Source organism: Arthrobacter tecti (assembly GCF_054511355.1).
This window is the reverse complement of record NZ_JBTNCT010000002.1, coordinates 321,493-348,453: the sequence shown is the minus strand read 5'-3', so window position 1 is coordinate 348,453 and position 26,961 is coordinate 321,493. Positions and strand designations below refer to the sequence as shown.

The following is a 26,961-nucleotide window of genomic DNA, read 5'->3' as shown; positions in this document are numbered from 1 at the left end:
AGCGACTACCCGCGGTCGAATGCCCTCTTGATCAGCAGCTCCTGCTCCACGGCGTGGTGTTTCGCGGAACCTGTAGCTGTGGACGCTGATGCGGGGCGCGATACCAGCTGCACCGGGCGGTCGAGGTGCTGCGGAAGGTTGAGGCCGATGAACGGCCAGGGACCCTGGTTCGCCGGCTCATCCTGTGCCCACACCACGTCTGCGTTGGGATAGGCGGAGATGGCGGACTTGATTTCTTCTGCTGGAAGCGGTGCCAGCTGCTCCACCCGGATGATCGCAGTCGAGGTGTCGTCCGCTTTCTGGCGGGCCGCGGCCAGATCATAGTAGAGCCGGCCGGAAACGAGCAGAACGCGCGTTACGTCCTGTGCATTCAACCCGGCGGTGTCGCCGATGACCGTCTTGAAGCCACCCTGGGTGAAATCTTCCACGCTGCTTGCGGCTGCCTTGAGGCGCAGCAGCTGCTTCGGAGTGAAGATGATGAGAGGCTTTCTCGGCCGGCTGTAGGCCTGCCGACGCAGGAGATGGAAATGTGAGGCCGCAGTGGTGGGGTTAGCCACGATCATGTTGTCCTCTGCACACATCTGCAGGAAACGCTCGATACGGGCGGATGAGTGGTCTGGTCCCTGGCCCTCGTAGCCGTGAGGAAGCATCAGCACCAGCGAGCTGCGCTGCCCCCACTTCTGCTCGGCGGAGCTGATGAACTCGTCGATGATGGTTTGCGCGCCGTTGACGAAGTCGCCGAACTGCGCCTCCCAGATCACGAGTGCATCGGGACGCTCAACGGAGTAGCCGTATTCGAAGCCCATTGCTGCGTACTCGGACAGAAGGGAATCGTAGATCCAGAACTTGGCCTGGCTCTCGGCAAGGTCACCCAGCGGGAGCCATTCCTCGCCGTTGGCGCGGTCATGGAACACTGCGTGCCGCTGCACGAAGGTGCCGCGCCGGGAATCCTGTCCGGCCAGGCGGACCGGCACACCCTCCATGAGCAGGGCTCCGAATGCAGCGACTTCTCCGAAGCCCCAATCGATACCGCCTTCGCGGGACATCTGTTCCCGCTTCTCCAGCAGCGCTTTCAGCTTCGGGTGGACGGTGAATCCCTCAGGGAAGTCCACATGCGCCTTGCCTATATGGGCAAGGGTTTCAGCTGTGATGGCTGTGCTTGCGGGGACGCCCACGCCGTTGTCACTTTGCTGCGCGATGGGCCGTTCGATGTCGGAAATCGCCGCAGCGTCCTTTGTGACGACCGGAATGGGGGAGGTCTGCGCGGCGTGCGTCTCCGCGAAGACGCGTTCGAGGCGCTCCTGGTAATCGCGCAGCGCCTGCTCCGCCTCTTCCTGGCTGATATCGCCGCGGCCGATCAGGGCCTCGGTGTACAGCTTGCGCACGGAACGCTTCGCCTCGATGAGGTTGTACATCATCGGCTGGGTCATCGAAGGATCATCGCCCTCGTTGTGGCCGCGCCGACGGTAGCAGACCATGTCGATGACTACGTCCTTGTTGAACCGCTGGCGGAACTGGTAGGCGAGCTGCGCCACGCGAACCACGGCCTCCGGATCATCTCCGTTCACATGGAAGATCGGAGCCTGCACCATCTTGGCGACGTCCGTGGAGTACACGGAGGAGCGCGAGGACGTGGGAGAAGTGGTGAAACCAACCTGGTTGTTCACGATGATGTGGATTGTTCCGCCTGTGCGGTATCCACGGAGTTGGGAAAGGTTGAGGGTTTCCGCGACCACACCCTGGCCCGCGAACGCGGCGTCGCCGTGCACGAGGATGGGAAGAACCGGGAAGGTGTCGCCCTGGTCGAGGCGGTCCTGCTTGGCGCGGACAATACCTTCCAGCACGGAATCCACTGCCTCCAGGTGCGAGGGATTCGCTGCCAGGTAGACCTTTGTTTCGTTGCCGCTGTCCGAGGTGTAGGTGCCCTCGGTTCCCAGGTGGTACTTGACGTCACCGGAGCCCTGGACGGAGCGAGGGTCCTGTGTGCCTTCAAATTCACGGAATACCTGGGCATAGGTCTTGCCTGCAATGTTGGTGAGCACGTTCAGGCGGCCGCGGTGGGCCATGCCGATAGCGACCTCATCGAGGCCGTCATCTGCGGCGTCTGAAATGATTGCGTCGAGCAGCGGAATCAGCGACTCGCCACCCTCCAGCGAGAACCGTTTCTGGCCAACGAACTTGGTCTGCAGGAAGGTCTCAAACGCTTCTGCCGCGTTGAGGCGGTGCAGGACGCGCAGCTGTTCCTCGCGGCTGGGCTTCGAGTAGGGATGCTCCAGCTCGTCCTGGAACCATTGGCGTTCCTCCGGATCCTGGATGTGCATGTACTCAATGCCCGTTGTCCGGCAGTACGCATCACGCAGTACGCCGAGGATGGTGCGGAACTTCAGGGTGGGCTTGCCGCCGAAGCCACCGGTGGGCCACTCCCGGTCCAGATCCCAGAGGGTCAGGCCGTGGGTGCGGACGTCGAGGTCGGCGTGCTTCCGCTGGACGTATTCCAGGGGGTTGGTGTCCGCCATGAGGTGCCCGCGCACGCGGTAGGCATGGATGAGTTGCTGGATGCGCGCGACCTTGTTGATCTCGTCCATGGGATCAACCTGGATGTCGGCGCTCCACCGGACCGGCTCGTACGGGATGCGCAGGGCTTCGAAGATTTCGTCGTAGAAGTTCTGCGCACCGAGCAGCAACTGGTGGACGATACGAAGGAATTCACCGCTGCCGGCGCCCTGGATGACACGGTGGTCATAGGTGGAGGTAAGCGTGATGGTCTTGCTGATGGCGTGCTGGGCCAGTGTCTTGTCGCTGGCGCCCTGGAACGCAGCCGGGTATTCGAGTGCGCCTGCGCCGATGATGCAGGCCTGGCCTTTTGAGAGCCTGGGCACAGAGTGGACGGTGCCGATGCCGCCCGGGTTGGTCAGCGAGACCGTGGTTCCGGCGTAGTCGTCGGCTCCCAGTTTTCCTGCGCGGGCGCGCTTGACGAGGTCTTCATAGGCATGCCAGAACTCTGAAAAATTGAGTGTCTCAGCCTTCTTGATATTCGGGACGACCAGAAGGCGCGTACCGTCCGGCCTGGGCATGTCAATCGCCAGGCCGAAGTTCACGTGTGCGGGCTGGACTGCCGCCGGTTTGCCGTCAACGACGTCGTAGTAGACGTTCTGCGACGGAAACTGGGCCAGGGCACGGATGATGGCGTAGCCGATGAGGTGGGTGAAGGACACTTTGCCGCCACGCGCACGCTCAAGGTGGTTGTTGATCACCACACGGTTGTCGATGAGCAGTTTTGCGGGCACGGCGCGGACGCTCGTGGCCGTCGGCACTGTGAGGCTTGCATCCATGTTGGTAGCGATTGCCTTCGCCGGTCCTCGAAGGATGTTAACCGTATCCTCATCCATTTCGGGGTTGAGGTCTGACTTGGGAAGCTGGGCGGGGATTGGCGCCTTCTCGGCCTTCGGTTCCGCCTTGGCCTGCTGCTTTGCGTCCGCCGCGGGCTTCGATGCTCCGTTCTCCTTGCCGGCTGCGGCTTCCTTTGGTACCGGGGGAGTGCCGGATTGCTGGGTCGCAGCGGGGGATTCGCCCGATGCCTTTGGCGCGTCCTTCTCGGTCTTCACGACGGGAAGCTCGCGGGTGGTCGGTTTACTTTCATCACCCGGTGCTGCGTTGGAACGGGGCGCCGCATGCCGACCGTTCTCTGAGCCGCTGTTGCCGGCTTCAAAGGATTCGAACAGGCTCCACCACTTTTTGTCTACCGAGTTTCGGTCCTGTTGGAATTGCTCATACAGCTCATCCACAAGCCATTCATTTCCGCCGAAGTCTTCCGGTAGACGGTGGTTGGGTTGTTCTGGCACTTGTTATACGCCCTCTTCCATGAGTTGCCCTTGGCCCAAAAGGGTCTACAAACGGTCGGAAGTCGGCACACGCATCCGCACTCGCCCGACTCTGTTGACCCGGACATCAGTCTAATGACAGTTTCAGGCAACAAGCCAATCTCTTCGGGGTTACTACGAGGCGCTGTCGCACTGTTGTGCAGGTCACGTCTTAGTGGGGCGTAAGCGATTCAGAGAGTGCACTGGATTGGACATAGACTCGCCTGAGTAACCGACTGCAGGAGCACGCCGTGCGTTTCATCAACACGCCCTCAACCGACCTGACCTACTCGGATGTTTTCCTCGTTCCGTCCTCGTCAGAAGTCATTTCCAGATTCGACGTGGACCTGGCAACCGCTGACGGAACCGGAACCACCATCCCGCTTGTGGTCGCCAATATGACGGCAGTCACCGGGCGCCGGATGGTGGAGACCATTGCCCGCCGGGGCGGGTTGGCGGTACTGCCGCAGGACATCCCAACCCACGTCATCCGCGAGGTCACCCAGTGGGTCAAGCAGCGGGACCTCATCTTCGAAACGCCGCTGAAGCTGGAGCCTGGTAACACCGTTATCGACGCACTGCACCTGATCAACAAGCGTGCCCACGGTGCGGTGATGGTGGTGGATGAAGCAGGTCGCTGCGTCGGTGTGGTTCGGGCCTCCGATTGCGACGGCGTTGACCGCTTCGCCTCCCTCGAGTCCGTCATGCGGACCAGGCCGCTCACCCTGGACGCCGCGCGGTTCTCCGAGAATCGGGATGTAGCGCTGCAGGAGGCGTTTGAGGAACTCGACGCCGCCGGCGTCTCACTCGCCGCCGTCGCCCGTGATGGGCAACTCGCCGGTGTGATCACCCGCAAGGGGGCTCTGCGGTCCACTATCTACGCACCGGCTGTCGACGGCAACGGGCGGCTGCGCGTTGCGGCAGCGGTGGGAATCAACGGCGATGTCGCGGCCAAGGCCGCGGAATTGCTCGAGGCCGGCGTGGACGTGCTTGTCGTGGACACAGCCCACGGCCACCAGCGCAAAATGCTGGACGCGCTCAAGGCTGTGGCGTCGCTGGACCCGTCCGTGCCGATCGTGGCAGGAAACGTGGTCAGCGCAGACGGTGTGCGGGATCTCGTGGAGGCCGGAGCATCGATCATCAAGGTGGGCGTCGGCCCCGGTGCCATGTGCACCACGCGGATGATGACGGCGGTCGGGCGGCCGCAATTTTCCGCCGTGTACGAGTGCGCGCAGGCTGCCCGGGAGCTGGGCGCACATGTGTGGGCCGACGGCGGGGTCCGCTATCCCCGCGACGTCGCGCTCGCGCTTGCCGCCGGCGCCAGCCAGGTGATGATCGGTTCCTGGTTCGCAGGGACTTATGAGAGCCCTGGAGACCTCCAGACGGACAGCTTGGGACGCCAGTACAAGGAGAGCTTCGGCATGGCCTCCGCGCGCGCCGTGCAGAACCGAACCCAGCGGGATGACGTCTTCGCCCGCGCACGCAAGGGCCTTTTCGAGGAAGGCATCTCCACCTCGACCATGTTCCTTGACCCTGCCCGGCCCGGTGTGGAGGACCTGCTGGACATGATCACGGCGGGTGTACGCAGTTCAATGACCTACGCGGGAGCACGCTCGCTGGACGAATTCCGCGAGCGCGCCATTGTCGGTGTCCAGTCCGCCGCAGGCTATGAGGAAGGCCGCCCCCTTCCGCAAAGCTGGTAAAGATAGTCCCAGCCGGCCCCTGCTTCCGACCAACACGGGAGCAGGGGCCGCTGTTGTAAACTGGAAGTCTTATGGACAGTTCCTCTAGGGGCCGGCCCATGGTGCGCACGCAGCGAGAAGCAGCATCACCACGATGTGCAGCGCAGCCATCCAGTGCCGGCAAACCCCGTACACATGCCCATCGTCACCAGCCCGCTCCGGCACATTCGGCCGCCGATGCTTCAGTCTCCTCGTGCGACACGAATGCGGACGGCACCACAGGACCTTCCGAGTGCGGGTCGCCGGCTTCGCAGTCTGGCGATCCTTCACAGTCCGGAGAACCGTCCCAACCTGCGGAACCTCCGAAACCCCCACCGGCTGACGCCGGTTCTTCGGCTCCTCTCCCGACGATCCCCGTCCGGGTGGTGAGCCGCTGATGGAATGGTTCCTTCTCATCGCCGGGCTGCTGCTCATTCTGGGCACCGGCTTCTTCGTTGCCGTCGAATTCTCATTGGTCGCACTGGACCAGACCTATGTTCAGCGAGCCGTAGACGACGGCGACAAACGCGCCGAGCCCCTGCTCCGCTGCTTGAAGTCGCTGTCCACACAGCTTTCCAGCTGCCAGCTGGGCATCACTCTGACCACACTGTTGACCGGTTATGTCATGGAACCTTCAGTCGGCCGGCTGCTTGAGGGGCCGCTCGGCGCGCTTGGGGTGCCTGAAGGAATCCGGGGGTCAATTTCCCTGATCCTCGCGATGGTGCTGGCAACACTGCTCTCGATGCTCATGGGCGAACTGGTGCCCAAGAACATGGCGATTGCGTTGCCCTTCAAGATCGGCAGCGCACTCGCGCGGCCGCAACTTGTCTTCACCGCTATCTTCAAGCCCGCGATCATCCTCCTCAACGGTTTCTCGAACCGCGTGCTGCACCTGTTCGGTCTCGAAGCGAAAGAGGAAATATCAGGTGCGCGTACGCCGTCGGAACTGTCCTCATTGGTGCGCCGCTCGGCTGAAATGGGCACCCTGGACAAGGGCACAGCGAACTTCCTGTCCCGGACCTTCAGCTTCTCCGAGCGCACCGCCGCGGACGTCATGACTCCTCGCATTCGAATGGAAACCATCGACTCGGAGCAGACAGTAGCGGACGTCGTCGACCTCGCGCGGAAGACCGGCTACTCGCGGTTTCCGCTCATCGGCGACTCCCCCGATGACATCCGCGGCGTGGTTCATGTCAAGAAGGCCGTTGCCGTACCGCGGTCCCGCCGTGCGGAACTGCCGGCCGGAACCATCATGACCGACGTCCTGCGCGTGCCCGAGACAGTCCACCTGGACTCGCTCCTGAGTGAGCTTCGCGAGGCCAACCTGCAACTGGCCGTCGTGCTCGATGAGTACGGCGGGACGGCAGGGGTGGCCACGTTGGAAGACCTGGTCGAGGAGATTGTCGGCGAGGTCGCCGACGAGCACGACAAGCTCAAGCCCGGTGTGCTGCAAAGCGCTGCCGGAAACTGGTTCTTTCCGGGCATCATGCGTCCGGACGAGGTCAGCGAACAGATCCCTCACCTCTCGGTGCCGGATGAAGCGGGCTATGAGACAGTCGGCGGCTTCATCATGGCCGTTCTCGGCCGCATCGCCGAGGTTGGCGACCGGGTTGAGGTGACCGGCGGCATCCTCGAGGTGGAACGGATGGACGGGCGGCGGATCGATCGCATCAGTTTCATTCCGGTTGTTGCCCAGGACGCGGACGAGTCCGAGAACGGCGCTCCGGCCGTTGGAGGTGCACGATGAGCGACTGGGTGGGAATTCTCTGGCTGGTCATCCTGCTGATCGGCAATGCGTTCTTCGTGGGTGCGGAATTCGCTGTGATGAGTGCACGCCGAAGTCAGATTGAACCGTTGGCTGAAGAAGGCTCGAAGCGGGCGCGCACCACGCTGTGGGCGATGGAGCACGTCTCTCTCATGCTTGCCTGTGCCCAGTTGGGCATCACGGTGTGCTCACTGCTGATCCTGCAGGTTGCCGAACCGGCAATCCATCACCTCCTCGTGGTACCGCTCGAAGCGGCTGGCCTGCCGGGTGGGCTCGCCGATGGTGTCGCGTTTGCCATCGCCCTCGCTCTGGTGACCTTCCTTCACGTCACATTCGGCGAGATGGTCCCGAAGAACATTTCGGTATCTGTGGCCGACAAGGCTGCCCTGGTCCTTGCGCCTCCGCTGGTCATGGTGGCGAAGGTTGTGCACCCCGTGATCTCAAGCCTGAACTGGACAGCGAACCACATCCTGCGCGCCATGCGCATCGAGCCGAAGGATGAGGTCACCTCTTCCTTCACCCTCGAGGAAGTGCAGTCCATCGTCCAGGAGTCAACCCGCCATGGGCTGGTGGATGACGATTCGGGGTTGATTAGCGGTGCCCTTGAATTCTCGGGTCAGACCGCCGGGACGGTCATGGTGCCGCTGGACGAGCTGGTCACGATGAGCACCGATTCCACGCCGGAGGAGTTCGAGAAGGCGGTTGGTCGCACCGGGTTCTCACGCTTCGTGCTGATTGATGAGCACAACAACCTCACCGGCTATATGCACCTCAAGGACGTCATGTCCATGCCGGAGGAGGCGTATTCGCGGCCGATCACGGAGAATAAGGTCCGCACCCTCGCCAACCTCGGCGTCGACGACGAAATCGAAGACGCCCTGGCGATCATGCAGCGCACAGGGTCCCACCTGGCCCGTGTGATGACCGGAGACGGGCAGGCCCGGGGCGTCCTTTTCCTGGAAGACGTCATCGAGCAGCTGATCGGCGAAATCCGTGATGCCACGCAGAGTCAGGGATATCGGCGCACCGGGGAATCGCTCCAGGCGGGCACTGACTTCCGGTCCGCCTAAGGTTCGCAGGGCAACAGGCAACGGCGGGGCACCAAAGGTGGCCCCGCCGTCGTCGTCCGCTTCAGTCCCAACCCTCCTGGGGTGTGGCGCAGGTGTCCCTGAATACGTACTGGGAGGGGCGCTTGCGCTGGCCGCTGGACCAGTCGATGGCCGGCCGCCGTTGCTTCTCGGGGAGATAACCGAGGCGGTAGACGGCCATCAGTTCGAGCTCCTCCGGGACGCCGAGAATCTGCTCGACCCTCTTCCAGTTCTCCGGAACCTCCATGGGGAAGGAGACGAACTGGATGCCCATGCCGAGTTCGACGGTGGTCAGCCAGAGATTTTCCATCGCCGCGCCCATGCTGAATACCGAATAGAAGCCGGACAGCTCGCCCGGCCGGTATTCCCCACGGTCCAGCATCACCCCGATCAGCAGCGGTGAGCCGGCAACGAGCTTCCGGTTCTCCTCACCGAGCGTCTGGGGAACGCGAAGCTTGTTCATGAGGGTTTGCCCGGAAGGCGTGAAGACCTTCCTGGTGAACGGACGCAGGAGGGCGGGCAGCTGGTCAAACAGCATGCCGTCGCGCCGAACGTCCATCTCGGCTTCGCTGAACCGGAAATAGCGCTTGTAGCGCTCAAAGAACGTGCCCTCGGCCATTACCTGGGTCATGCTCTCGCCGCTGATTGCCGCGATCTGTTCGACGGTGCTGCGGTCCTCCACCACCACGAACCGCCACGGCTGGCTGTTCAGCTGCGACGGTGCCGCGCCGGCAACCTGCATCAGGAGTTTTTGGTGTTCCACCCTCACCGGGTCAGGCAGGAACGGTCCGTTCGTCGTCTTGCGGTTGAACACAACATCAAGGAATTCCACTTCAGTGTCCTTCGGATCGGTCGGCGATGGGCCGCGGGCTGTGAGCTGTCAGACCGAGAATGCCACAGCCAGGCCGAGGATGAAGAACGGCAGGGCGCTAAGCGCGACGGCGATGTGCCGCCGGGGATACTTGCGCGCCGAACCGGCGTACGGAAGCACGGCGAGCGGTACGACGGCGGGCAGCAGGTACCAGCCGGCCCGGCTGCTGCTCCACAGCACTGAGCTGACGGCGGCGACTGTGAGCAGGAAAGTAGTGATGTAGAGCCCGTGGTGTACCCAGCGGAATCGCGTTGAGTCCAGCCAGCGGAGGCGTACCGAGGCTCCGAAGGCGGCATTGATGGCGTAGGCACCGGCTGCGAGAGCGAATACCAGTTCGGGAAGGGTCATCGCTGCGGACACTGAACCATTCTTGCATCGCTAGAGGCGGCCGCCGCCGTCGTACTTTTCCCGAAGAAATGCGAATGATTCGCGTTTAGTTTAGACTGGAGGCTGTTCATCAACACTCCTACCTCACACTTGAGTAGATCGAGGGAAACAATGCGCAGTATTTCCGCGCGTACGACGACGGCGCTTGCCGCCGGTGCACTTCTTCCATTGGCTATCGCCGGTTGCGGCCAGGGCGGCAGCGGGTCCGCGAACGCTGCCGACGACGGCACCATCCAGGTAGTCACCTCCACTAACGTCTACGGTGGAATCGTCGAGGCTGTAGGCGGGGGAGAGGTTGAGGTCACCGCGATCGTCAACAGCCTCAGCCAGGACCCGCACTCCTATGAGGCGACGGTGCAGGACAAGCTGGCCGTGTCAAAGGCGGACCTGTTGGTGGAGAACGGCGGGGGTTATGACCCGTTCCTCCACCTGCTCGCGGATGACGTCGAGATGGACCACGAATACATCGTGAGTGCCGTCGAGATCTCCGGGGTTGCACCCGAAGAAGAAGCGCACGCCGAAGAGGGCGAACACTCTGAAGAGGAAGCGCACGCCGAGGAAGAAGCGCACGCCGAGGACGCCCACGGGCACGCCCACGGTTCCTTCAATGAGCACGTCTGGTACAAGCTGGACGCGATGGCTGACCTCGCGGGCGTTGTGGGTGAAAAGCTCGCAGCGCTGGATCCGGACAATGCCGCCACCTACGAGGACAATGCGGCGACTTTCGTCGACGAAGTCACGGCACTGCAGGAGCGCGCGGAGAGCCTGCACGCCGACGCGGAGGGCAAGTCCGTTGCGATTACCGAACCGGTGCCCGTTTACCTCCTGGAGGCCGCGGGCCTTGAGAACCTCACGCCCGCCGATTACACCGAAGCCATCGAAGAGGGCGCCGATGTCCCTGTTGCCGCGTTGAACGAGATGCAGGAGCTCGTTGAGGGCGGATCGGTTGCGTTCCTTGCTTACAACGAACAGACCGAGGGCCCACAGACCCAGGCAGTCCGGGACGTGGCGGAGTCTGCCTCGGTTCCGGTGGTGAACTTCACCGAAACGCTGCCCGAGGGCGGGGACTATCTCTCCTGGATGAGTGCCAATCTCGACAGCATCGCCGATGCGCTGAAGTCCTGACAGAATTGGCTGCAGACACTCATTCCCTGCACCTAGGAGGCCAGGTGGCCGACGACGACGGCGCTGCCGCCCATCCGGTGGTCAGCCTGCGGTCGGCTTCACTTGCGTTCGGTTCCCGGACGCTGTGGCACGACCTGGACCTTGACCTTCATCCCGGCGAGTTCCTCGCTGTGCTGGGACCGAACGGCTCAGGGAAGACCAGCCTGCTCAAGGTGCTGTTGGGCCTACAGGACCTTGATTCGGGTACAGCGACCATCCAGGGGCAGCCCCTGCATCGTGGGAGCCGCGACTTCGGGTACATTCCGCAACAGAAATCCTTTGCGCCGGAGACTCCGCTTCGGGCGCGCGATCTCGTGGGGCTCGGGGTAGACGGACACCGTTGGGGGCTCCGCCGTGGAGGTGCCCGGTACCGTCGCACAGTCGATGCACTTCTTGAGAAGGTGGGGGCGTCGTCGTACGCTGACGCGCCGGTCGGAAGGCTCTCCGGTGGTGAACAGCAGCGGCTCAGGGCCGCACAGGCACTGGCTACGGACCCTAAAGTCCTCCTGTGCGATGAGCCGCTGCTGTCCCTTGATCTGCATCACCAGCAGGCAGTCAGCAGGCTCATCAACGCACAGTGCCGTGAGCACAACACGGCGGTGGTTTTTGTCACCCACGAGATCAACCCGATCATCGACTACGTTGACCGGGTGCTCTACCTCGCAGGCGGGCGTTTCCGCGTTGGCAGGCCGGAGGACGTCATGACCAGTGAGGTTCTTTCGGACCTTTACGACAGCAGGGTGGACGTGATCCGCAACAACGGACGCATTGTGGTGGTGGGGCTCCCGGACGCCACCACCCACCACCACGTTGAGGTGGGGTAGCAGTGAGCTTCGAAGAGATATTCCGCGCGATCTTCACGTTCGACAACTACGGCGAACTGTTGCCGCTGGTCCAGAATTCCATCTGGGCCGGGGCCGTACTTGGCCTGCTCGGCGGACTCATCGGCACCTTCGTCATGATGCGCGACCTGGCGTTCGCGGTGCACGGAATCGCAGAGCTTTCCTTCGCCGGAGCCGCGTTCGCCCTGCTGATCGGTGCCAACGTGGTTTTCGGCTCGCTGGTGGGCTCCGTGATCGCAGCCCTGCTGCTCGGGCTGATGGGTATCCGTGCCCGGGACCGCAACTCGATCATCGGCGTCATCATGCCCTTCGGCCTGGGACTCGGCATCCTGTTCCTCGCCCTGTACCAGGGGCGGGCGGCGAACAAGTTCGGACTATTGACCGGGCAGATCGTTTCCGTGGACCAGGTCCAGTTGACCCTGCTGGCCGGCTGCGCCGTCGTCGTTATGGTTGCGCTCGCGGCCATCTGGCGGCCGCTGACCTTCGCGAGCGTGGATGCCGAGCTTGCCGAAGCCCGCGGTGTACCTGTGCGCGGCCTGTCGTTGGTGTTCATGTTCCTGCTCGGCGTTGCCGTTGCGCTGTCCATTCAGGTAGTGGGCGCATTGCTGGTGCTTGCCCTGCTCATCACCCCGGCTGCGGCGGCGCTGAAGGTGACTTCCTCGCCGCGCCTCGTGGTTCTGCTCAGCGTGGTATTCGCGTGTACTTCAGTGGTGGGCGGAATTCTGCTCGCTCTTGGCGGGCGAATCCCGATCAGCCCCTACGTGACCACCATCTCATTCCTGATCTACCTGGTCTGCAGGCTTATCGCGTGGCAGCGGTCCAGGCGTTCATCGGTCACCCCACGCGCAGCGCAGCACGCTTAGGACGTTCCAGCCGGTTTATTCCTAGGCTTTCCTCGAGGTGCACTCGGGGCAGAGCCCGTAGATCTCGACGGTGTGCGCCACTTCTGTGTAGCCGTGTTCGCGTGCAACGCGGGCCGCCCACTGTTCAACGGCGGGAGCCTCGATCTCAACGGCGCGCCCGCAGTTCCGGCACAGCAAATGGTGGTGATGGTGCTCCACGGCGCAGCGCCGGTACACCGCTTCACCCTCGCCGTTGCGCAGCACGTCCACGAGGCCGTCGTCGGCCATTGACTGGAGGATGCGGTAGGCGGTGGCGAGGGAGACTGATTCGCCGCGCTCGTGCAGCTTCCGGTACAGCTCCTGGGTGCTCACGAAGTCGTCCAGTTCGTCGAGTGTGGCGCTGACCGCCCGGCGTTGCTTCGTTACGCGCTGCTCCGAACCCTTACGGACCGGCTGTCCTGTTTCCGCTGGCATGCTTGGCTGGTCACCTCCTGTGCTCGACCCAACCGCGTCAAGGGTAGCACCGGCGTACCCCCGAGACTTCCCGCCCGGACGGCGATAGTCTGGCCCCATGCTGCTGACCAAGTTCACCCACGCATGTGTCCGGCTCGAGCAGGACGGCTCGGCGCTTGTCATCGATCCGGGCACTTTCTCGGAGGTTGAGGAGGCCGTTGCAGGCGCCACCGCCATCCTGATCACCCACGAACACGCAGACCACTTCGACGAGGAACGGATTTCCGCTGCCGTGCGTGCGAACCCGCGGCTTGAAGTCCACGCTCCGGCGGGAGTCGCGGCCCGGCTGAGGGACATTCTGGATAACGACGGCGCCGCGCGCGTCCATACGGTCGAGCCCGAGAAGAACTACACCATCGCCGGGTTCGAGGTGCACACTTTCGGCGGACAGCACGCCCTCATCCATCCGCACCTGCCGATCGTGAAAAACATCGGGTACCTCATCAACGACGAGCTGTATCATCCCGGAGATTCGTTCATCGTTCCCCACGGCGTGACCGTCGGAACCCTGCTGGTGCCTGTTCACGCGCCGTGGTCCAAGACGGCAGAGGTGATCGACTTCGTGACGTCGGTTCGCGCGCCGCGGGCACACCAGATCCACGATGCGCTGCTCAACGAGACCGGGCTGGCCATGGTCGAAGGCCACGTCTCGCGGTTGGGGAAGCACTACGGAACAGCGTTCAGCCACCTCGAGACGCGCGAGAGCGTCACGCTCGGCTAATCCGGAGCCGGCGGAGGCTGGAAGCTAGTCGGTTCTAACGGATTCGGTGCGCAGGCGCGGCTGAACGGTGTAGGTCGCAACCTGCTTCAAGCCCGGCCGTTCCACATCGGCGCCGTCGAGGACACCGGTTGTCCACCAGAGCCTCATTCCATCGGCCGTGTCTTCGAGGCCCGCGAGATTGTTGTCGAACCACGGGCCCCTGACGCCCTTCCAGCGGAACGGCGGTTTTGGAACCCGCACGGAGCGGGCAACGAGGGAGCCGACGGGGCTGGCCACACCGTATGACATGATGGCCGTCATAAAGCGCATGATGCGCGGGAGTGGGTTACGGATCGGTGAGCACACCGCCTGGATGATCCGGCTTCCCGAATCCCGTTCCACCTCGGCGATGTAGGAGAAGTGGACGTCGCCGGAGAGGAACATCACGGTCTGCGGGGGTGCGCCGCGCTTACCGTCTGCGACCTCGACGGCGAAGTCGGCGACGGCGCGGAAGCTGCGTTGGAAGGCACCCCAGTGCTCAAGGTCCACGGCGCGGCGGATACGTTCCCCGATCTGCGCACCCCGCTTGCCCCAGGCGCCCTCGGCCAGCGCCTCATTCCAGGATTCGATGTGGTGCAGGCCGCGCGGGAGGAGGAATGGCAGCGAAGTTGCGATCACCAGGTGCCGGAAGCCGCCCTGCATGTGTTCATCCAGCCACGCGAGTTCCTTGTCATCGAGCAGGGAGCGTTTGCCGGATTCGAGGACGCGGGCGGCCCGGGAGTCGACGGTGATCAGCCGCACATCGCCGATGTCGCGGCAGTAGCTCCAGCGGTAGCTGTCCGGTTCCTTATCAGCCCGTTCGGCGAAGGCGTCGATTGCTTCGGTCAGATCGAGTTCATCCGGCCCGATGTGCGCGCAGACCTGCTTCCAGAGTTCATCCTCGGCGCGCGCGGCGGGTGAGAGGTTGCCGAGGTGCTGGTAGACCCAATAGGACGCCAGGCCGGACACGATCCGGCCGTGCCACCAGGAGGTCGCGTGCATCTCGTCGCGCCAGTTCGTCGAAGCGTTCCAGTCGTCCCGGATGTCGTGGTCGTCGAAGATCATTGCGCTCGGCAGGGTGGAGAGCAGCCAGCGGTTGGCCTCGTCGGACCAGGCGAGCTTGTACAGGTGCGCGTACTCCTCGTAGTCCTTCAGTTCTTCCCCTGGCGGTTCGTCGAGGGAACGCCGCGCACGAATGAACTCCTGCATCTGACTGCTCGTGGCATCGGCATACACCTGGTCGCCCAGAAAAGCGACGAGATCCGGCCAGTCGCCGTCGTCGTCGTTGTTGGCCCTGTGCAGCGCATAGGCGCGCATCGAATCGATCCCGTGGCGGCCATTGCCGTCCGCATCGTGGGGAACGCTCGTGCGGCAGGAACCAAAAGCCATGCGCAAGGCGCGCTCAGGCGTGAGCGTACGGATGACCGGGTCCGGGAGGGCGGAGCCCGCTTCCGGCCAGCTGCGCTCGCCGTCAACCTCCACGCTGTAGGGAGTGGCTGACCCCGGTTCGAGACCGGACGCTTCAATGAGTGCGTAGTGGTGGCCGTGGACGGCGAAGGTCCGGGCTTCCCAGTGGCGGTCCCGCGCGCGGAGAACCACCCGGCAGGCGGCGCTGGTTTCCACCCAGACGCTGGCCGAATCCTCATCGACGTACCGGAGCAGCGGGCCGAGCACCAGTGAAGCTGTCATTACCCCTTTGTACCGCGTACGCCGACGGAGGGCCACCGCAATCCGGTCCGTACTGCAGGGCGGATTGGAGTGTCCGGTTCCCCTGTGGTGAACTTGATTCACACCCTGACCGGTGTGTCACCGGTCACACATTCATAAGGAGATCTTCATGGAGACTCTGATGGACGTGCAGGCGCTGCGAAACCGGATGACCTCCGGCCAGCAGATTGTCCTGCTGGATGTTCGCTGGGCGTTGGGCGACCCCCACGGTCAAGAACATTATCGATCAGCTCACATTCCCGGGGCCGTCTACGTAGACATGGAATCCCAGCTTTGCTCGACCCCAACCGCGGCAGGAGGCAGGCATCCGCTTCCGGACCCGGTAATGCTCGAGGAAGCGGCACGTCAGTGGGGCATCAACGACGGCGACGTCGTGGTTGCCTACGACGACAACGGCAATCTTGCTGCCGCACGACTCTGGTGGCTGCTGCGCGACGCAGGCATGACCACGGTGCACCTGCTCGACGGCGGACTCGCGGGCTGGAAGGCTGCAGGGTTCGAAACCGAGCGGGGCGTTGAACACCACTGCCTTGGCGATGTGACGCTGCATCACGGCAAAATGCCTGTCCTGGAGCTGGACGATGTCGCCGGGTTCCCGGCGCACGGTGTCCTGCTGGATGCGCGCGCGTCGGAACGGTTCCGCGGCGAGGCCGAACCCATTGACCCGTTGGCGGGCCACATCCCAGGTGCCCTCAGCGCTCCGACCATGGACAACCTGACACCGCAGAAAACGTTCCTGCCGTCCGCGGAATTGCGCAGCAGGTTCGCGGCGCTCGGCGTGAGCGACACCGCCGAGGTTGCGGTGTACTGCGGTTCCGGTATCACGGCCGCGCATGAGATTGCGGCACTCGATATTGCGGGTTTCTCTGCTGCGCTGTTTCCCGGGTCCTGGTCCCAGTGGTGCGGACGCGCAGATCTCCCTGTCGCCACCGGTCCCTGAGGCCTCCGGAGCGCATCGATGAGTGTTGTGAGAGAGTAAATGCCGGAACAGATCTGAACTCCAGTCAGGAGAGGACCGGCAGATGACTTCTGTGCACGCCTACGCCGCCACGTCGCCTTCGAGCGGATTGGGGCTCACCACTATTGAGCGCCGCTCGCCGGAGCACGACGACGTCGAGATCGCCATCGAGTTCTGCGGCCTGTGCCATTCGGACGTCCACGCTGCGCGCAGCGAGTGGGGATCCACGCGGTACCCCCTGGTGCCCGGTCACGAGATCGTTGGCAGGGTCACCCGGGTAGGGGACTCCGTCACGGGCTTCGCGGTGGGAGACAGGGTTGGGGTCGGCTGCATGGTCGACTCCTGCCGTGACTGCGAGAGCTGCGCAGAAGGGCTTGAGCAGTACTGTCTGAACGGAATGACGGGTACCTACGGTACGCCGGACCGCAGGCACGACGGCGAGATCACCCAGGGCGGCTACGCCACCTCGATCGTGGTGAACGAGGGGTACGTCCTGTCCATTCCGGAGGGCATGGATCCTGCTGCGGCCGCGCCCCTGCTCTGTGCCGGCATCACCACGTTTTCGCCGTTGAACCACTTCGAGGTGGAGAAGGGTGACGCCGTCGGTGTCGTCGGGCTCGGCGGCCTGGGCCACATGGCGGTCAAGATCGCCAAGGCCATGGGCGCCGAGGTGACGGTGTTCACCACATCTCCGGGCAAGGTCGACGCCGCGCGCGGCCTGGGTGCAGACAACGTGGTGATCTCGAAGGACCCGGACGCCATGGCCGCCGCTGCCGGCACACTTGACGTCATCATCGACACGGTGGCAGCGCCCCATGACCTGAATCCGCTCTTCCGGACGCTGAGGCTCGACGGTGCGCTGTTTCAGTTGGGATTGCCTGCGGACCCCATGCCCGCCGTCAATCCGGGACTGCTCATCCGCAAGCGCCTGGCCTACGCCGGTTCGCTCATCGGCGGAATTGAGGAAACACAGGAAATGCTGGACTTCTGCGGCGAACACGGCGTGGTATCCGACATTGAAATCGTGACGGGCGACCAGCTCAACGTCGCCTATGACCGGATGGTGGCCGGCGACGTCAAGTACCGTTTCGTCCTGGACGTGAGCTCCCTGAAGGAGGAAGCATGAGCACCCTGTTCACGAAGATCATCGACGGCGAGATCCCGGGCCGCTTTGTCTGGAAGGACAAGGAAGTGGTCGCCTTCCTGACCATCGAGCCCATCACCGACGGGCACCTCATGGTTGTACCCCGGCAGGAAGTTGCGCACTGGGTCGACGTCGAGTCCGAGCTGCTCGGCAAGCTGATGAACGTGGCCCAGAAAATCGCGAAGGTCCAGGAAGCCGAGTTCAACGCCAAGCGGATCGGGGTGCTCATGGAGGGGTACGAAATTCCCCACGTCCACGTCCATATCTGGCCGACCCAGAGTCCCGCCGACTTCGACGTGCACAACGTCGACCACAACCCGGATCCAGCGAAGCTCGACGGGAATGCCGAACGCCTCCGGTCCGCCCTGCGCAAAGCGGGGTACTCAGAGCACGTTCCTGACTGACACTTTCCAGGGGAACTTTCGTGCAGCTCTGGTGACCTCAGCCGCCTCTAAGCCGCCATCGCTGCACGAAAGTTCCTTAGGTTCTAGGCCGCGAGGGCTTCTCCGAGCGCTGCACGTATCCGCTTCTCGGACACCGAGAAGGCCGTACCCAGTTCCTGCGCGAAGAGACTGATCCGCAGCTCTTCCAGCATCCAGCGGACGCGCCGCAGGCCTGGCGGCACCATCCGGCCGTGCGGCGCGACGGCGGCCACGGCGTCGTCGTACTCATCCTCCAGCCGCTGGATCACGGCGGTGCTGACGCTGTCGCGCTGGACGCTCGTGTCCAGCTTTTCCAGCCGCCGCTCAATCCCGGCAAGGTAGCGGGGAAGGTGAATCAGCTGCGCGTAACCCGTCGACGCGACGAAACCCGGATAAACGAGCTGCTCCAGCTGGCTCTTGATGTCGTTCAGTGCGGTGATCAGAGCCAGGCTCGTGGACCCCTTGAACCGCTTCTCAATCCGCCGGGCGCTTGCCAGGATCTTCTCGACTGTGGCCGTGACGGTGAAGACGGTATCGATCAGTTCCGCGCGCACACTTTCGTACAGGGCATCGAACTCTTCCCGGGAGGATGGGAGTGCGTCAGGTGTCAGCTTGTCGATCGCGGCGATCGAGCAGTCCTCGATCAAGGCGGCGACGCTTCCATGCGGGTTCTGCGTGAAGGTCAGCTTCTCGGCGTTGCTCAGATGCTCGAGCACATACCGGGCAGGGCTCGGCACCCGCAGGGCGAGTAGCCGGATCACACCGGCGCGCATCGAGGCTGCCTGTTCAGCCGGGTTGGGGTAGACCTTGAGCCCGACGCTGTCCTTCTCATCGACGAGCGCGGGGTAGCCGGTGACCCGGTGTCCGCCAACGATTCGCGAGACATCACGGGGAATCTTCCCGAACGTCCATTCCGTTGCGCCGCTGACTTCCTTGATGCCGGGGTCCGTTTCCTGAACGGACGACGACGGCGCCCGCTCCTTGCGGCGTGCGCTCGGCTGCTTCGATCCGACTGTGCCCGGCGTCGCACCGAGCGACTCTGCAATGGCGCGCCGGGTCTGTGGTGCAAGCGACTCCTGGAGAGCCTGCAGGTCCTTGCCTTCGTCGAGGATCCGGCCAGCGCCGTCAACGATCTGGAATGTCATCTGCAGGTGGGGCGGGAGCATGTCGCGGTTCCACGATCCCGGCGGGATGATGTGTCCCTTGAGCCTGCGCAGCGCGAGTTCCAGCGACGGTTCGAGCTCATCCTGTGCGGAATCGAAATCCTTATGGAGGGCGTCGACGGCATTGCGCGCTACATCGGGTGCGGGGATGAAGTTCTTGCGGATCTGCTTTGGCAGGGACTTGATCAGGGCGGTGACAAGCTCCACCCGGAGTCCGGGTATCTGCCACTGGAACGGCCCCGGTTTGAGCTGGTTGAGGAACAGGACGGGAACCTGAACGGTTACACCGTCCGATGCGCCGGGCACATTCGGAGAGAACTCATAGGCCAGCGGCAGTTCGAACCCCTGCTGGTGCCAGGTCTTGGGAAAGGCGCCCTCATCCAGGTCTGCGTCGCGGCTGAGTAACTCCTGGTCCGAAATGTCCAGCAGGTTCGGATTGTCCTGCCGCGCGCTTTTCCACCACTTGTCGAAGTGCCGTTCCGAGACCACATCCGGGCCCACCCGCGCGTCATAGAACGCGAAAAGGGTTTCGTCGTCAACCATCAGGTCCCGACGGCGCATCCGGTTCTCCATCTCCTCAATCTCGGCGATGCGCGCCTTGTTGCGGGAGAAGAACTTGTGGTGCGTGCGCCAGTCGCCCTCCACCAACGCGTTCCGGATGAACAGCTCCCGCGCCAGTTCCTTATCGATGCGTCCGTAGTTGATACGGCGCTGCGGCACTATGGGCACGCCATACAGCGTGACCTTTTCGTAGGCCATCACGGAGCCCATCTTGCGGGACCAGTGAGGTTCGCTGTAGCTGCGCTTCACCAGATCCGGCGCTACCTCTTCGGCCCACAGCGGGTCGAACTTCGATGCGACGCGGGCCCATAGCCGGGACGTCTCCACGAGCTCGGCGGCCATCACCCAGTCGGGACTTTTCTTGAAGAGGGCACTGCCCGGGAAGATCGCGAATCGGGTACCACGTGCGCCGGCGTACTCCCGTTTGCGCTGGTCGTAGAGGCCGATGTGGCTCAAGAGTCCCGAGAGGAGGCTGATGTGAATGGCGTCGTGGTGCGCCACCGGATCAACCGCTCCCGGCGGAATGGTGATTCCCAGCGGCTTGGCGAGCTGCCGTAGCTGGGTGAACAGGTCCTGCCACTCGCGCACGCGGAGATAGTTGATGAACTCGTTGCGGCACAGCTTTCGGAACTGGGTGGAGGACAGTTCCTTCTGCTGGTCCTGAAGGTAGCGCCAAAGGTTCAGGTAACCCGTGAAGTCCGAGTTTTCGTCGAGGAACCGCCGGTGCTTCTCGGTCGCGGTCTGCAGCTTCGCGGCCTGGTCCGGCTGCGGGCGCTCCCGCGGGTCCTGGATGGTCAGTGCCGCAGCGAGGACCATGACTTCCTTGGCGCACCCGCGTCGTCCTGCCTCCACGATCATGCGCCCGAGGCGCGGATCCACCGGCAGTTGGGCAAGTTGGCGGCCGACGGCGGATATAGCGCCATCCGCGCTCAGCGCACCGAGTTCGCGAAGGAGGGTGACGCCGTCGTTGATTGCTTTCGAATCCGGCGGCTCGACGAACGGGAAGGCGGCTACATCCTTGGGGCCGCGGGTGACCCCCATGGCCGTCATTTGCAGGATGACGGCGGCCAGGTTGGTGCGGAGGATTTCCGGGTCTGTGAAGGGACGCCGGGACTCGAAATCCTCTTCCGAGTAGAGGCGGATCGCGATGCCGTCGGAGACGCGCCCGCAACGGCCGGACCGCTGATTCGCAGATGCCTGCGAGACCCGCTCGATCGGCAGGCGCTGCACCTTGGTGCGGTGGGAATAGCGCGAGATGCGTGCGGTGCCCGTGTCGATAACGTACTTGATACCGGGGACGGTCAACGAGGTTTCCGCAACGTTGGTAGCCAGGACGATCCGCCGTCCGGAGCCGCCCGGGTTGAACACCCGGTGCTGTTCCTGCAGGGAGAGCCGGGCGAACAAGGGCAGGATCTCGGTTCCGCGCAGTCGCGGGTTGGTCTGCACGCGGGCACGCAGGGCGTCGGCGGCGTCACGGATCTCGCGCTCGCCCGAGAAAAAGACGAGGATGTCACCGGGTGCTTCATGCGCCAGTTCGTCGACGGCGTCGCAGACGGCATCGAGCGGGTCCCGGTCTTCTTCCAATTCGTCATCCGAGTCGGATTCTGAGCTCCCGGCGGGCTGACTTAGCGGCCGATACCGGATCTCGACGGGATACGTGCGGCCGGACACTTCGATAATGGGCGCCCGCTGCTGGGCCTCAACCGCTTCGTCGGCCGCGAAGTGATTGGCGAACCGCTCCGGGTCAATCGTCGCCGACGTGATGATGAGCTTCAGGTCCGGCCGTTTGGGCAGGATGCGCTTGAGGTAACCGAGGATGAAGTCGATGTTGAGACTGCGCTCGTGGGCCTCGTCGATGATGATCGTGCTGTACTTCTTCAGAAGCTTGTCATGCTGGATCTCCGCAAGCAGGATGCCGTCCGTCATCAGTTTGATGCGCGTCCTTCGGCCAACCTCGCCCGTGAACCGAACCTGGTAACCCACCTCTTCGCCGAGCAAGACGCCGAGCTCCTCGGCGATGCGTTCGGCCACAGTCCGTGCGGCAAGGCGCCTCGGCTGGGTATGGCCGATCATCCCGGTCTTCGCGAGTCCGAGTTCCAGGCACATCTTGGGAATCTGTGTTGTTTTACCCGAGCCGGTTTCGCCGGCAATGATGGTGACCTGGTTGGCCGCGATGGCGGCCATGATGTCGGCCCGCCGTTCCGAGACCGGTAGCTGGGCGGGATAGGTGATCGTCAGAGACATGATTGCTTCCAAGTTTACTCTGATGCGCCCGGCATCCGCGTAGGCTGGATGGATGCCTGGTCCCGTGGAACCCTTTGAATCAGGAATGCTCCCCGTTGGGGACGGTAATGAGGTCTTTTGGGAAGCGTCAGGGAACCCAACTGGTAAGCCGGCGCTCTCCGAGATGATCCTCGCGGCAGTGACGACGACGTCATCGGCTGAGGTGGCATGGATCACCGAGGACATGGGCCGGGTCTTCCCACGCGAGTGGGACCGATTCGCAGACTCCGCCCGCGCCGAGCCAGGCGAGCGGTTGGTGGACGCCTACTACCGACTGCTCACGCAGCAGGACCCCGGCGTGCGGGAAGCAGCGGCCCTCGCCTGGTGCACCTGGGAGGACGTCCACATGTCACTGGACCCCAAGGCGACGCCGCACCTCCAGCATCAAACGCCGGAGTTTAGGTTACTGTTCGCAACGCTCGTCACTCACTACTGGCGCAATGCAGGATTCGGCGGTGATGATTTGCTCGACCGGATGGATCGCATCGCCGGCACTCCTGCTGTGCTCATCCACGGGAGACTGGACGTCAGTTCGCCACTTTCCACCGCGTGGAACCTGGCCGAGGCATGGCCGGCGGCTGAACTTGTGGTCGTCGACCAGGACGGGCACGGCGGGAGCGGAATAACCAAGGAGGTGGAACGCGCCGTCGCCCGATTCGCTCCAGAGTAAGCCGCTTCTATGCCTGCTGCCGACGCACAATTTCGTTGATCCAGTCGGGCGCGAACGGTGAGGTGCAGCCCGGGGGAGTCGGATAGTCCTTGAGCACCTCCAGGCGCTCGCCGATCTCAAGAGCACGCGCGCGGTGCTCCACATGCGTGATGCCGATGTGGGCCAGGCACATGTTCATTGCCCACTGCAGGCGGTCGGGTGCGTCCCTCAGTTCGGTTTCAATGATGTCCAGCAGTCCTGAGAGGTGCAGGCCTTCGGGCACTTTCGTAACCCGCTCCGATGTAAGCGCCCAGCCGGCGCTGGCAACCACCGGATCAGGGTCGTTGAACCAGGCCAGGCGCAGGTCCTCCGAGTACCTGCTCTTCTTCACCACATACCCCACGAGCCAGTCGTGCACCTTGGGTGTGCGCGAAGCTCGCAACATTGAGTCCAACTCGTTTCGTTCGAAGGACTTCGGACGGCAGATCAGGATTGCGAGCAACCTCGACGCTGTGTCCTCCGTTGCCCAAAGCTGGCGTGCGAGCTCGTGCTGGGTCTTCAGCCGCTTTGCGATCGCACGCAACTTTCCAAGATTCACCCCATGGTCGTCGCCGTGTTTCTCGTTCACCGCGCGTGCCTTTGGGTCCTCAAGCTCAGCCAGTTCGGCCTGAGCCTCGGCGACCGTCGTATCTGTCAGTGTTGTCGCTGCCATCTCAACCTCCTTTTTCTCGTACCGGGTCTCAGCCTATGACGGACGCGCACCCTCCTGGCTACGATCATCAGCCAGCCGGGGATTGAGGCGATAGCCGCCGTCGTCGACTGATTCCGCGGCCCTGGTCAGCCGGCCTGCTGCTGAGACGGCATGTTCCTTCAGCTCCTGGGGCTCAAGGATCTGGAACTCGAACCCAAGCGCCACGACATGCATCAGCGGCCAGTCCAGTGAGTCTGCGCCGAAGCGCATGACCGTGCTGCCGCCGCTGTCCTCCAACTCCGCCACGTTGGGCGGGATCATTGGGCCCACCTCGGTGAGCGGCGCGGAGATCCGCACGACGACGTCGTGCCGGTACGGCGAACGCGTGATTGACTTCTGCACGTACGCGGCCAGATCCTTGGCGGGAAGCGGGCGCTGCGGGAACCGTTCACGGGGCGAGGGTACGCTCTGGCAGCGGTCCACCCGGAAGGTGCGCCAGTCCTGTCTGCCGGTATCCCAGGCGACCAGATACCACCGTCGCCCGGTGTCCACCAGCCGTACAGGTTCCACAACACGGCGGGAGGACTCGCCGTCGTGTCTGGCGTACCGGAAAACCACCACGCGGCGCTCGGTGATTGCGGAGGAGAGCGCGGTGAGTACTTCCGGATTTACCGGAGTGCTTGCTGCCGCCATGCGGGTCACTGCCGTGCGTAGCCCTGCGAACTTGGGGCGAAGCCTGCCCGGGAGCACCTGCTCCAGTTTGGTGAGTGCGCGAACTGAAGCCTCTCCCAGCCCGGAAACGGGACTCGCTGTGACGGCGCTGAGCCCGATGGCGACGGCGAGCGCTTCGTCATCATCGAGGAGCAGCGGCGGCAGTTGCGCACCGGCGCCAAGCTGATACCCGCCGGCGATGCCCGGTGAGGCGGAAATGGGATAGCCCAGCGTGCGCAGCTTGCCGATGTCCCGCCGGACTGTCCGCTCGGTCACCGACATACGGTCAGCCAGCGCCGCACCGGTCCATTCGCGGCGAAGCTGTAACAGGGAAAGCAGTTGTAGCAGGCGGGCAGAGGTTTCCAACATGGAATCACCGTACCGACTTATGCGGACATTAACTGTCCGCAATGCGGTTTAGGCTACGAGCCAGCTACGGGATGAAAGGGAAGATGCTATGGACATCTGCAAAGAATTAACCGACCAACTTCAGTGGCACTGGGAGAATCAGGCGCGGCCGCGGCTGGACGGGTTGACTGATGAGGAGTATTTCTGGGAGCCGGTGCCTGGAAGCTGGAGCGTACGCCCTCGCGGTATGGGCTCGGCACCGCTGCAGGTTGGCGGGGGAGACTACGTCATCGAGTTCGCTATTCCCGAGCCGGTACCCGCACCGGTGACCACTATCGCCTGGCGGTTCGGCCACATCTTCGTCGGCGTGCTCGGCCAACGCCTGGCCTCCCACTTCGGTGGGGCACCGGTCACGTACGAGAGCTTTCATTATCCGGTCACCGCCGCGGACGCGCTGGAGCAACTGGACGTCATGTATGCGGACTGGTCGCGGGCTGTGTCGGGCCTTTCGCTCGAGGAGATGTCACAACCGGTGGGTCCCGCTGAGGGGCCATTCGCAGAGGCGTCGATGGGTGCCCTAGTGCAGCACATCAATCGGGAAATGATCCACCATCTCTCCGAGGTGGCGCTGTTGAGGGATCTGTGGGGCCACAGGTTCGCCGGGGAGGTCACTTCCGCCGCAGGATCCTGACAAGCCAGAACGCCCATGCCGCAAACCCGGCGCAAGCCACTGCCACCAGCGCCGGCTGGGTGCCGGAGTCCTGCACAAACAGGGCGACGGCGGCGGTCGGCTGGACCAGCAACTGGATCCTGCCCACCCGCAGGAGGACGCGTCGAAGAACAGCGGTGCTAACGTCCGTTCGGCGTGGAATGCCCAACAGGAAAGCAAACATCACGAACAGCAGGTGGATTCCGGCTGCGTAAGGGAAGACCGCCCAGGAGCCAGGGGGCACCAGCGCGGCGTAACTTCCCACCAGGAGCAACAGGGAAGTCAGCGGCAGCAACACCATCGGGACAAGCACGGACGCCGCGAAGAGCGCCAGGGGAATCACCACAAGCGGCGTGTTGTCCCACAGGGGTAGCCCGAGGAGAGCTGCAACCGCGAATGTTCCACCACGCAGCCAGGAAGCGGACAGTGAAGGACCGATGTCCAGATCCCGGACCGGTCCGGCAATAATGTCCTGGTTCAGGCCGCCGCTCATGCGCGTCCGCCCACTGCGCGTGCTCCCGGACGCGCTGGGCCGCGGAGAGTTGCGAGACCGACATCTAGCGGAAGCTGACCGGGCAGTGTATCGAGCGTTTCGGCCTCCGGCTGCATTCTCTCTCCCCGGTAACCGAAGACCGGTACGCCGTCCGCGGCCAGCCCATTGAGCACCTGCCGCCGCTGCAGGAGCACCAGCTTTACCGCCCGGCGGCCCGACGGCGACGCGGCGGTGCCTTCGAGCACAGGAAAGGTGTCTACCCCGATGACCCGGTGCCCGGCGGCCTGCCACGCACGCATCAGTCTGGCCGGCTCCTCATCGGTGAACGGGCTGAAGACGTAGACCAGTGATCCCGCTGGTACGCCGGCTTCCCTGGACGCGCGGTCCCTTCGGGGACTGGCGGCCATGAGCGCCAGGTGCGTCCGGATGATCTCCAGTTGCCGGCGCCCACCGGCTGCGCGCAGCGGCCAGTGCCTCCCCGACAGTTCGTTGAGACCCACCTTGTCGCCCACAGAAAGATAGGAAGCGGCAAGGCGGGTTGCTGCTTCCCGGGAGAGGTGAAGCGACCCCTCACCTGCCACCGGCACGCTGCGTACTGGGAACCAGGCTCGCACATGGGACGGATAATCAAAGGCTGTGTCGAGAAGCAGGTGGACGCCCGCTTCCGAGTGCGCGTAGGTCCTGCGCACGAACAGACGATCCTGGTCCGCGGACTGCCTGGCGGTTGCACGCCAGTCGATGCGACGCAGCTGGTCCCCAGGTCGAAAGGCATCGATGCTGCGGAGCTCGCCGCCATCGCCGCTGTTGCGCGAGGTGTGCTCGCCCGTGTGTCCGCGCAGGCGGAACGGGAGCGGGAGCAGGCGGGTTTCAGTCACACGGGGAAGGACGGTGAGGTGTACCGGGTCGAGCTCCGTGGGCGATTGACGCATGATGCCGTCGAGGCTGACGACGGCGGCGCCCACAGACAGCACTCGCGCCCGCCCGGATCTCGGCACCGGCACGGAGACAGCATACGGCCCGCCAACCGGGATGAGGGCCGAGACCGCAGGGCGTCCCGGAGCGACTGCCTCGATCAGCGCGGCGCCGGGAGGGCCGTCGGAGACAACATGGAAAGTGCGCCGGCCGCCGTCGGAATCGGTCCGGGCCTCCTCAATCCGAAACGTCGCGGGTTGACCCTCATTCTGTGAAGGTCTGCGGCCACCGCTACGAAGAAGAGCTGCCCAACCCGAGGATGCCGCGACAGCCAGCGGCAGCCCGAGGACTGCGACATCGGGCCTGCCCATGAAAAGTCCTACTGCGAGGCAGGTCA

The 26,961-nt window shown here is 63.9% G+C and carries 22 protein-coding genes; 12 read left to right on the top strand and 10 right to left on the bottom strand.

Translation table 11 applies throughout. From position 1 onward, the window contains the following. Nucleotides 1-5: 5 nt before the first annotated feature. Nucleotides 6-3,842 (bottom strand): multifunctional oxoglutarate decarboxylase/oxoglutarate dehydrogenase thiamine pyrophosphate-binding subunit/dihydrolipoyllysine-residue succinyltransferase subunit, encoded by a 3,837-nt coding sequence (locus ACX80C_RS04075; RefSeq protein WP_459324953.1) that lies wholly within the window; start codon nucleotides 3,840-3,842, stop codon nucleotides 6-8. Between the two features lie 269 nt (nucleotides 3,843-4,111). Here ACX80C_RS04075 and guaB1 point away from each other — a divergent pair, with 269 nt between their 5' ends. From guaB1 to ACX80C_RS04060, 3 genes are all read left to right on the top strand, one after another. Then, a complete protein-coding gene (guaB1, locus tag ACX80C_RS04070; protein WP_459324952.1) occupies nucleotides 4,112-5,563 on the top strand; it encodes a GMP reductase in 1,452 nt (483 codons plus the stop codon). A 415-nt stretch (nucleotides 5,564-5,978) separates the two neighbouring features. Continuing rightward, entirely contained in the window at nucleotides 5,979-7,328 is a 1,350-nt protein-coding gene (locus tag ACX80C_RS04065; protein ID WP_459324951.1) for a hemolysin family protein, read from the top strand. Next, nucleotides 7,325-8,416, top strand: a complete 1,092-nt coding sequence (locus tag ACX80C_RS04060) for a hemolysin family protein (protein WP_459324950.1) — start codon at nucleotides 7,325-7,327, stop codon at nucleotides 8,414-8,416. The genes ACX80C_RS04065 and ACX80C_RS04060 overlap by 4 nt, the downstream gene beginning before the upstream one ends. Nucleotides 8,417-8,477: 61 nt before the next feature. On the opposite strand, the gene ACX80C_RS04055 is transcribed toward ACX80C_RS04060, so the two are convergent. Further along, nucleotides 8,478-9,266, bottom strand: coding sequence for a nitroreductase family protein (locus ACX80C_RS04055; protein WP_459324949.1), 789 nt, complete (start codon nucleotides 9,264-9,266; stop codon nucleotides 8,478-8,480). A 48-nt stretch (nucleotides 9,267-9,314) separates the two neighbouring features. Continuing rightward, nucleotides 9,315-9,665 (bottom strand): hypothetical protein, encoded by a 351-nt coding sequence (locus ACX80C_RS04050; RefSeq protein WP_459324948.1) that lies wholly within the window; start codon nucleotides 9,663-9,665, stop codon nucleotides 9,315-9,317. A 138-nt stretch (nucleotides 9,666-9,803) separates the two neighbouring features. Between ACX80C_RS04050 and ACX80C_RS04045 the strand changes: the two genes are divergently transcribed. Genes ACX80C_RS04045 through ACX80C_RS04035 form a run of 3 tightly spaced genes read left to right on the top strand, consistent with a single transcriptional unit; the run spans nucleotide 9,804 to nucleotide 12,561 of the window. Beyond that, entirely contained in the window at nucleotides 9,804-10,817 is a 1,014-nt protein-coding gene (locus tag ACX80C_RS04045) for a metal ABC transporter solute-binding protein, Zn/Mn family (protein WP_459324947.1), read from the top strand. A 44-nt stretch (nucleotides 10,818-10,861) separates the two neighbouring features. Beyond that, a complete protein-coding gene (locus ACX80C_RS04040; RefSeq protein WP_459324946.1) occupies nucleotides 10,862-11,680 on the top strand; it encodes a metal ABC transporter ATP-binding protein in 819 nt (272 codons plus the stop codon). Between the two features lie 2 nt (nucleotides 11,681-11,682). Beyond that, nucleotides 11,683-12,561 (top strand): metal ABC transporter permease, encoded by an 879-nt coding sequence (locus tag ACX80C_RS04035; protein ID WP_459324945.1) that lies wholly within the window; start codon nucleotides 11,683-11,685, stop codon nucleotides 12,559-12,561. A 21-nt stretch (nucleotides 12,562-12,582) separates the two neighbouring features. Here the strand turns inward: ACX80C_RS04035 and ACX80C_RS04030 are convergent, their stop codons facing one another. Continuing rightward, nucleotides 12,583-13,014, bottom strand: a complete 432-nt coding sequence (locus ACX80C_RS04030; protein ID WP_459324944.1) for a Fur family transcriptional regulator — start codon at nucleotides 13,012-13,014, stop codon at nucleotides 12,583-12,585. A gap of 97 nt (nucleotides 13,015-13,111) precedes the next feature. On the opposite strand from ACX80C_RS04030, the gene ACX80C_RS04025 reads away from it, so the two are divergent. After that, complete coding sequence (locus ACX80C_RS04025) at nucleotides 13,112-13,774, top strand: MBL fold metallo-hydrolase (protein WP_459324943.1); 663 nt, start codon at nucleotides 13,112-13,114, stop codon at nucleotides 13,772-13,774. A gap of 24 nt (nucleotides 13,775-13,798) precedes the next feature. Here the strand turns inward: ACX80C_RS04025 and ACX80C_RS04020 are convergent, their stop codons facing one another. Then, on the bottom strand, nucleotides 13,799-15,481 hold the full coding sequence (locus ACX80C_RS04020) for an alkaline phosphatase D family protein (RefSeq protein ID WP_459324942.1): 1,683 nt from the start codon (nucleotides 15,479-15,481) through the stop codon (nucleotides 13,799-13,801). A 148-nt stretch (nucleotides 15,482-15,629) separates the two neighbouring features. On the opposite strand from ACX80C_RS04020, the gene ACX80C_RS04015 reads away from it, so the two are divergent. The 3 genes from ACX80C_RS04015 (at nucleotide 15,630) to ACX80C_RS04005 (ending at nucleotide 18,026) form a co-directional block, all read left to right on the top strand. Then, complete coding sequence (locus ACX80C_RS04015) at nucleotides 15,630-16,460, top strand: sulfurtransferase (protein WP_459324941.1); 831 nt, start codon at nucleotides 15,630-15,632, stop codon at nucleotides 16,458-16,460. Between the two features lie 82 nt (nucleotides 16,461-16,542). Further along, the gene (locus ACX80C_RS04010; protein ID WP_459324940.1) at nucleotides 16,543-17,604 is read left to right on the top strand and encodes an NAD(P)-dependent alcohol dehydrogenase; all 1,062 of its coding nucleotides are present in this window, start codon (nucleotides 16,543-16,545) and stop codon (nucleotides 17,602-17,604) included. Then, nucleotides 17,601-18,026, top strand: coding sequence for an HIT family protein (locus ACX80C_RS04005; RefSeq protein ID WP_459324938.1), 426 nt, complete (start codon nucleotides 17,601-17,603; stop codon nucleotides 18,024-18,026). Before ACX80C_RS04010 ends, ACX80C_RS04005 begins: the two co-directional genes overlap by 4 nt. A gap of 83 nt (nucleotides 18,027-18,109) precedes the next feature. Here the strand turns inward: ACX80C_RS04005 and hrpA are convergent, their stop codons facing one another. Next, nucleotides 18,110-22,012, bottom strand: a complete 3,903-nt coding sequence (hrpA, locus tag ACX80C_RS04000) for an ATP-dependent RNA helicase HrpA (protein ID WP_459324937.1) — start codon at nucleotides 22,010-22,012, stop codon at nucleotides 18,110-18,112. Between the two features lie 52 nt (nucleotides 22,013-22,064). Between hrpA and ACX80C_RS03995 the strand changes: the two genes are divergently transcribed. Next, complete coding sequence (locus ACX80C_RS03995) at nucleotides 22,065-22,721, top strand: alpha/beta hydrolase (RefSeq protein ID WP_459324936.1); 657 nt, start codon at nucleotides 22,065-22,067, stop codon at nucleotides 22,719-22,721. Between the two features lie 7 nt (nucleotides 22,722-22,728). Here the strand turns inward: ACX80C_RS03995 and ACX80C_RS03990 are convergent, their stop codons facing one another. Both ACX80C_RS03990 and ACX80C_RS03985 read right to left on the bottom strand, forming a co-directional pair. Then, the gene (locus tag ACX80C_RS03990) at nucleotides 22,729-23,412 is read right to left on the bottom strand and encodes a DNA alkylation repair protein (RefSeq protein ID WP_459324935.1); all 684 of its coding nucleotides are present in this window, start codon (nucleotides 23,410-23,412) and stop codon (nucleotides 22,729-22,731) included. Nucleotides 23,413-23,445: 33 nt separating this feature from the next. Beyond that, the gene (locus tag ACX80C_RS03985; RefSeq protein WP_459324933.1) at nucleotides 23,446-24,471 is read right to left on the bottom strand and encodes a helix-turn-helix transcriptional regulator; all 1,026 of its coding nucleotides are present in this window, start codon (nucleotides 24,469-24,471) and stop codon (nucleotides 23,446-23,448) included. Nucleotides 24,472-24,559: 88 nt separating this feature from the next. Here ACX80C_RS03985 and ACX80C_RS03980 point away from each other — a divergent pair, with 88 nt between their 5' ends. Further along, on the top strand, nucleotides 24,560-25,141 hold the full coding sequence (locus ACX80C_RS03980; RefSeq protein ID WP_459324932.1) for a DinB family protein: 582 nt from the start codon (nucleotides 24,560-24,562) through the stop codon (nucleotides 25,139-25,141). Here ACX80C_RS03980 and ACX80C_RS03975 read toward each other — a convergent pair. Continuing rightward, nucleotides 25,119-25,652, bottom strand: a complete 534-nt coding sequence (locus tag ACX80C_RS03975; protein ID WP_459324931.1) for a hypothetical protein — start codon at nucleotides 25,650-25,652, stop codon at nucleotides 25,119-25,121. The two genes, ACX80C_RS03980 and ACX80C_RS03975, sit on opposite strands and share 23 nt — an antisense overlap. Beyond that, nucleotides 25,649-26,935, bottom strand: coding sequence for a DUF58 domain-containing protein (locus ACX80C_RS03970; protein ID WP_459324930.1), 1,287 nt, complete (start codon nucleotides 26,933-26,935; stop codon nucleotides 25,649-25,651). Before ACX80C_RS03970 ends, ACX80C_RS03975 begins: the two co-directional genes overlap by 4 nt. Nucleotides 26,936-26,961: the final 26 nt, after the last annotated feature.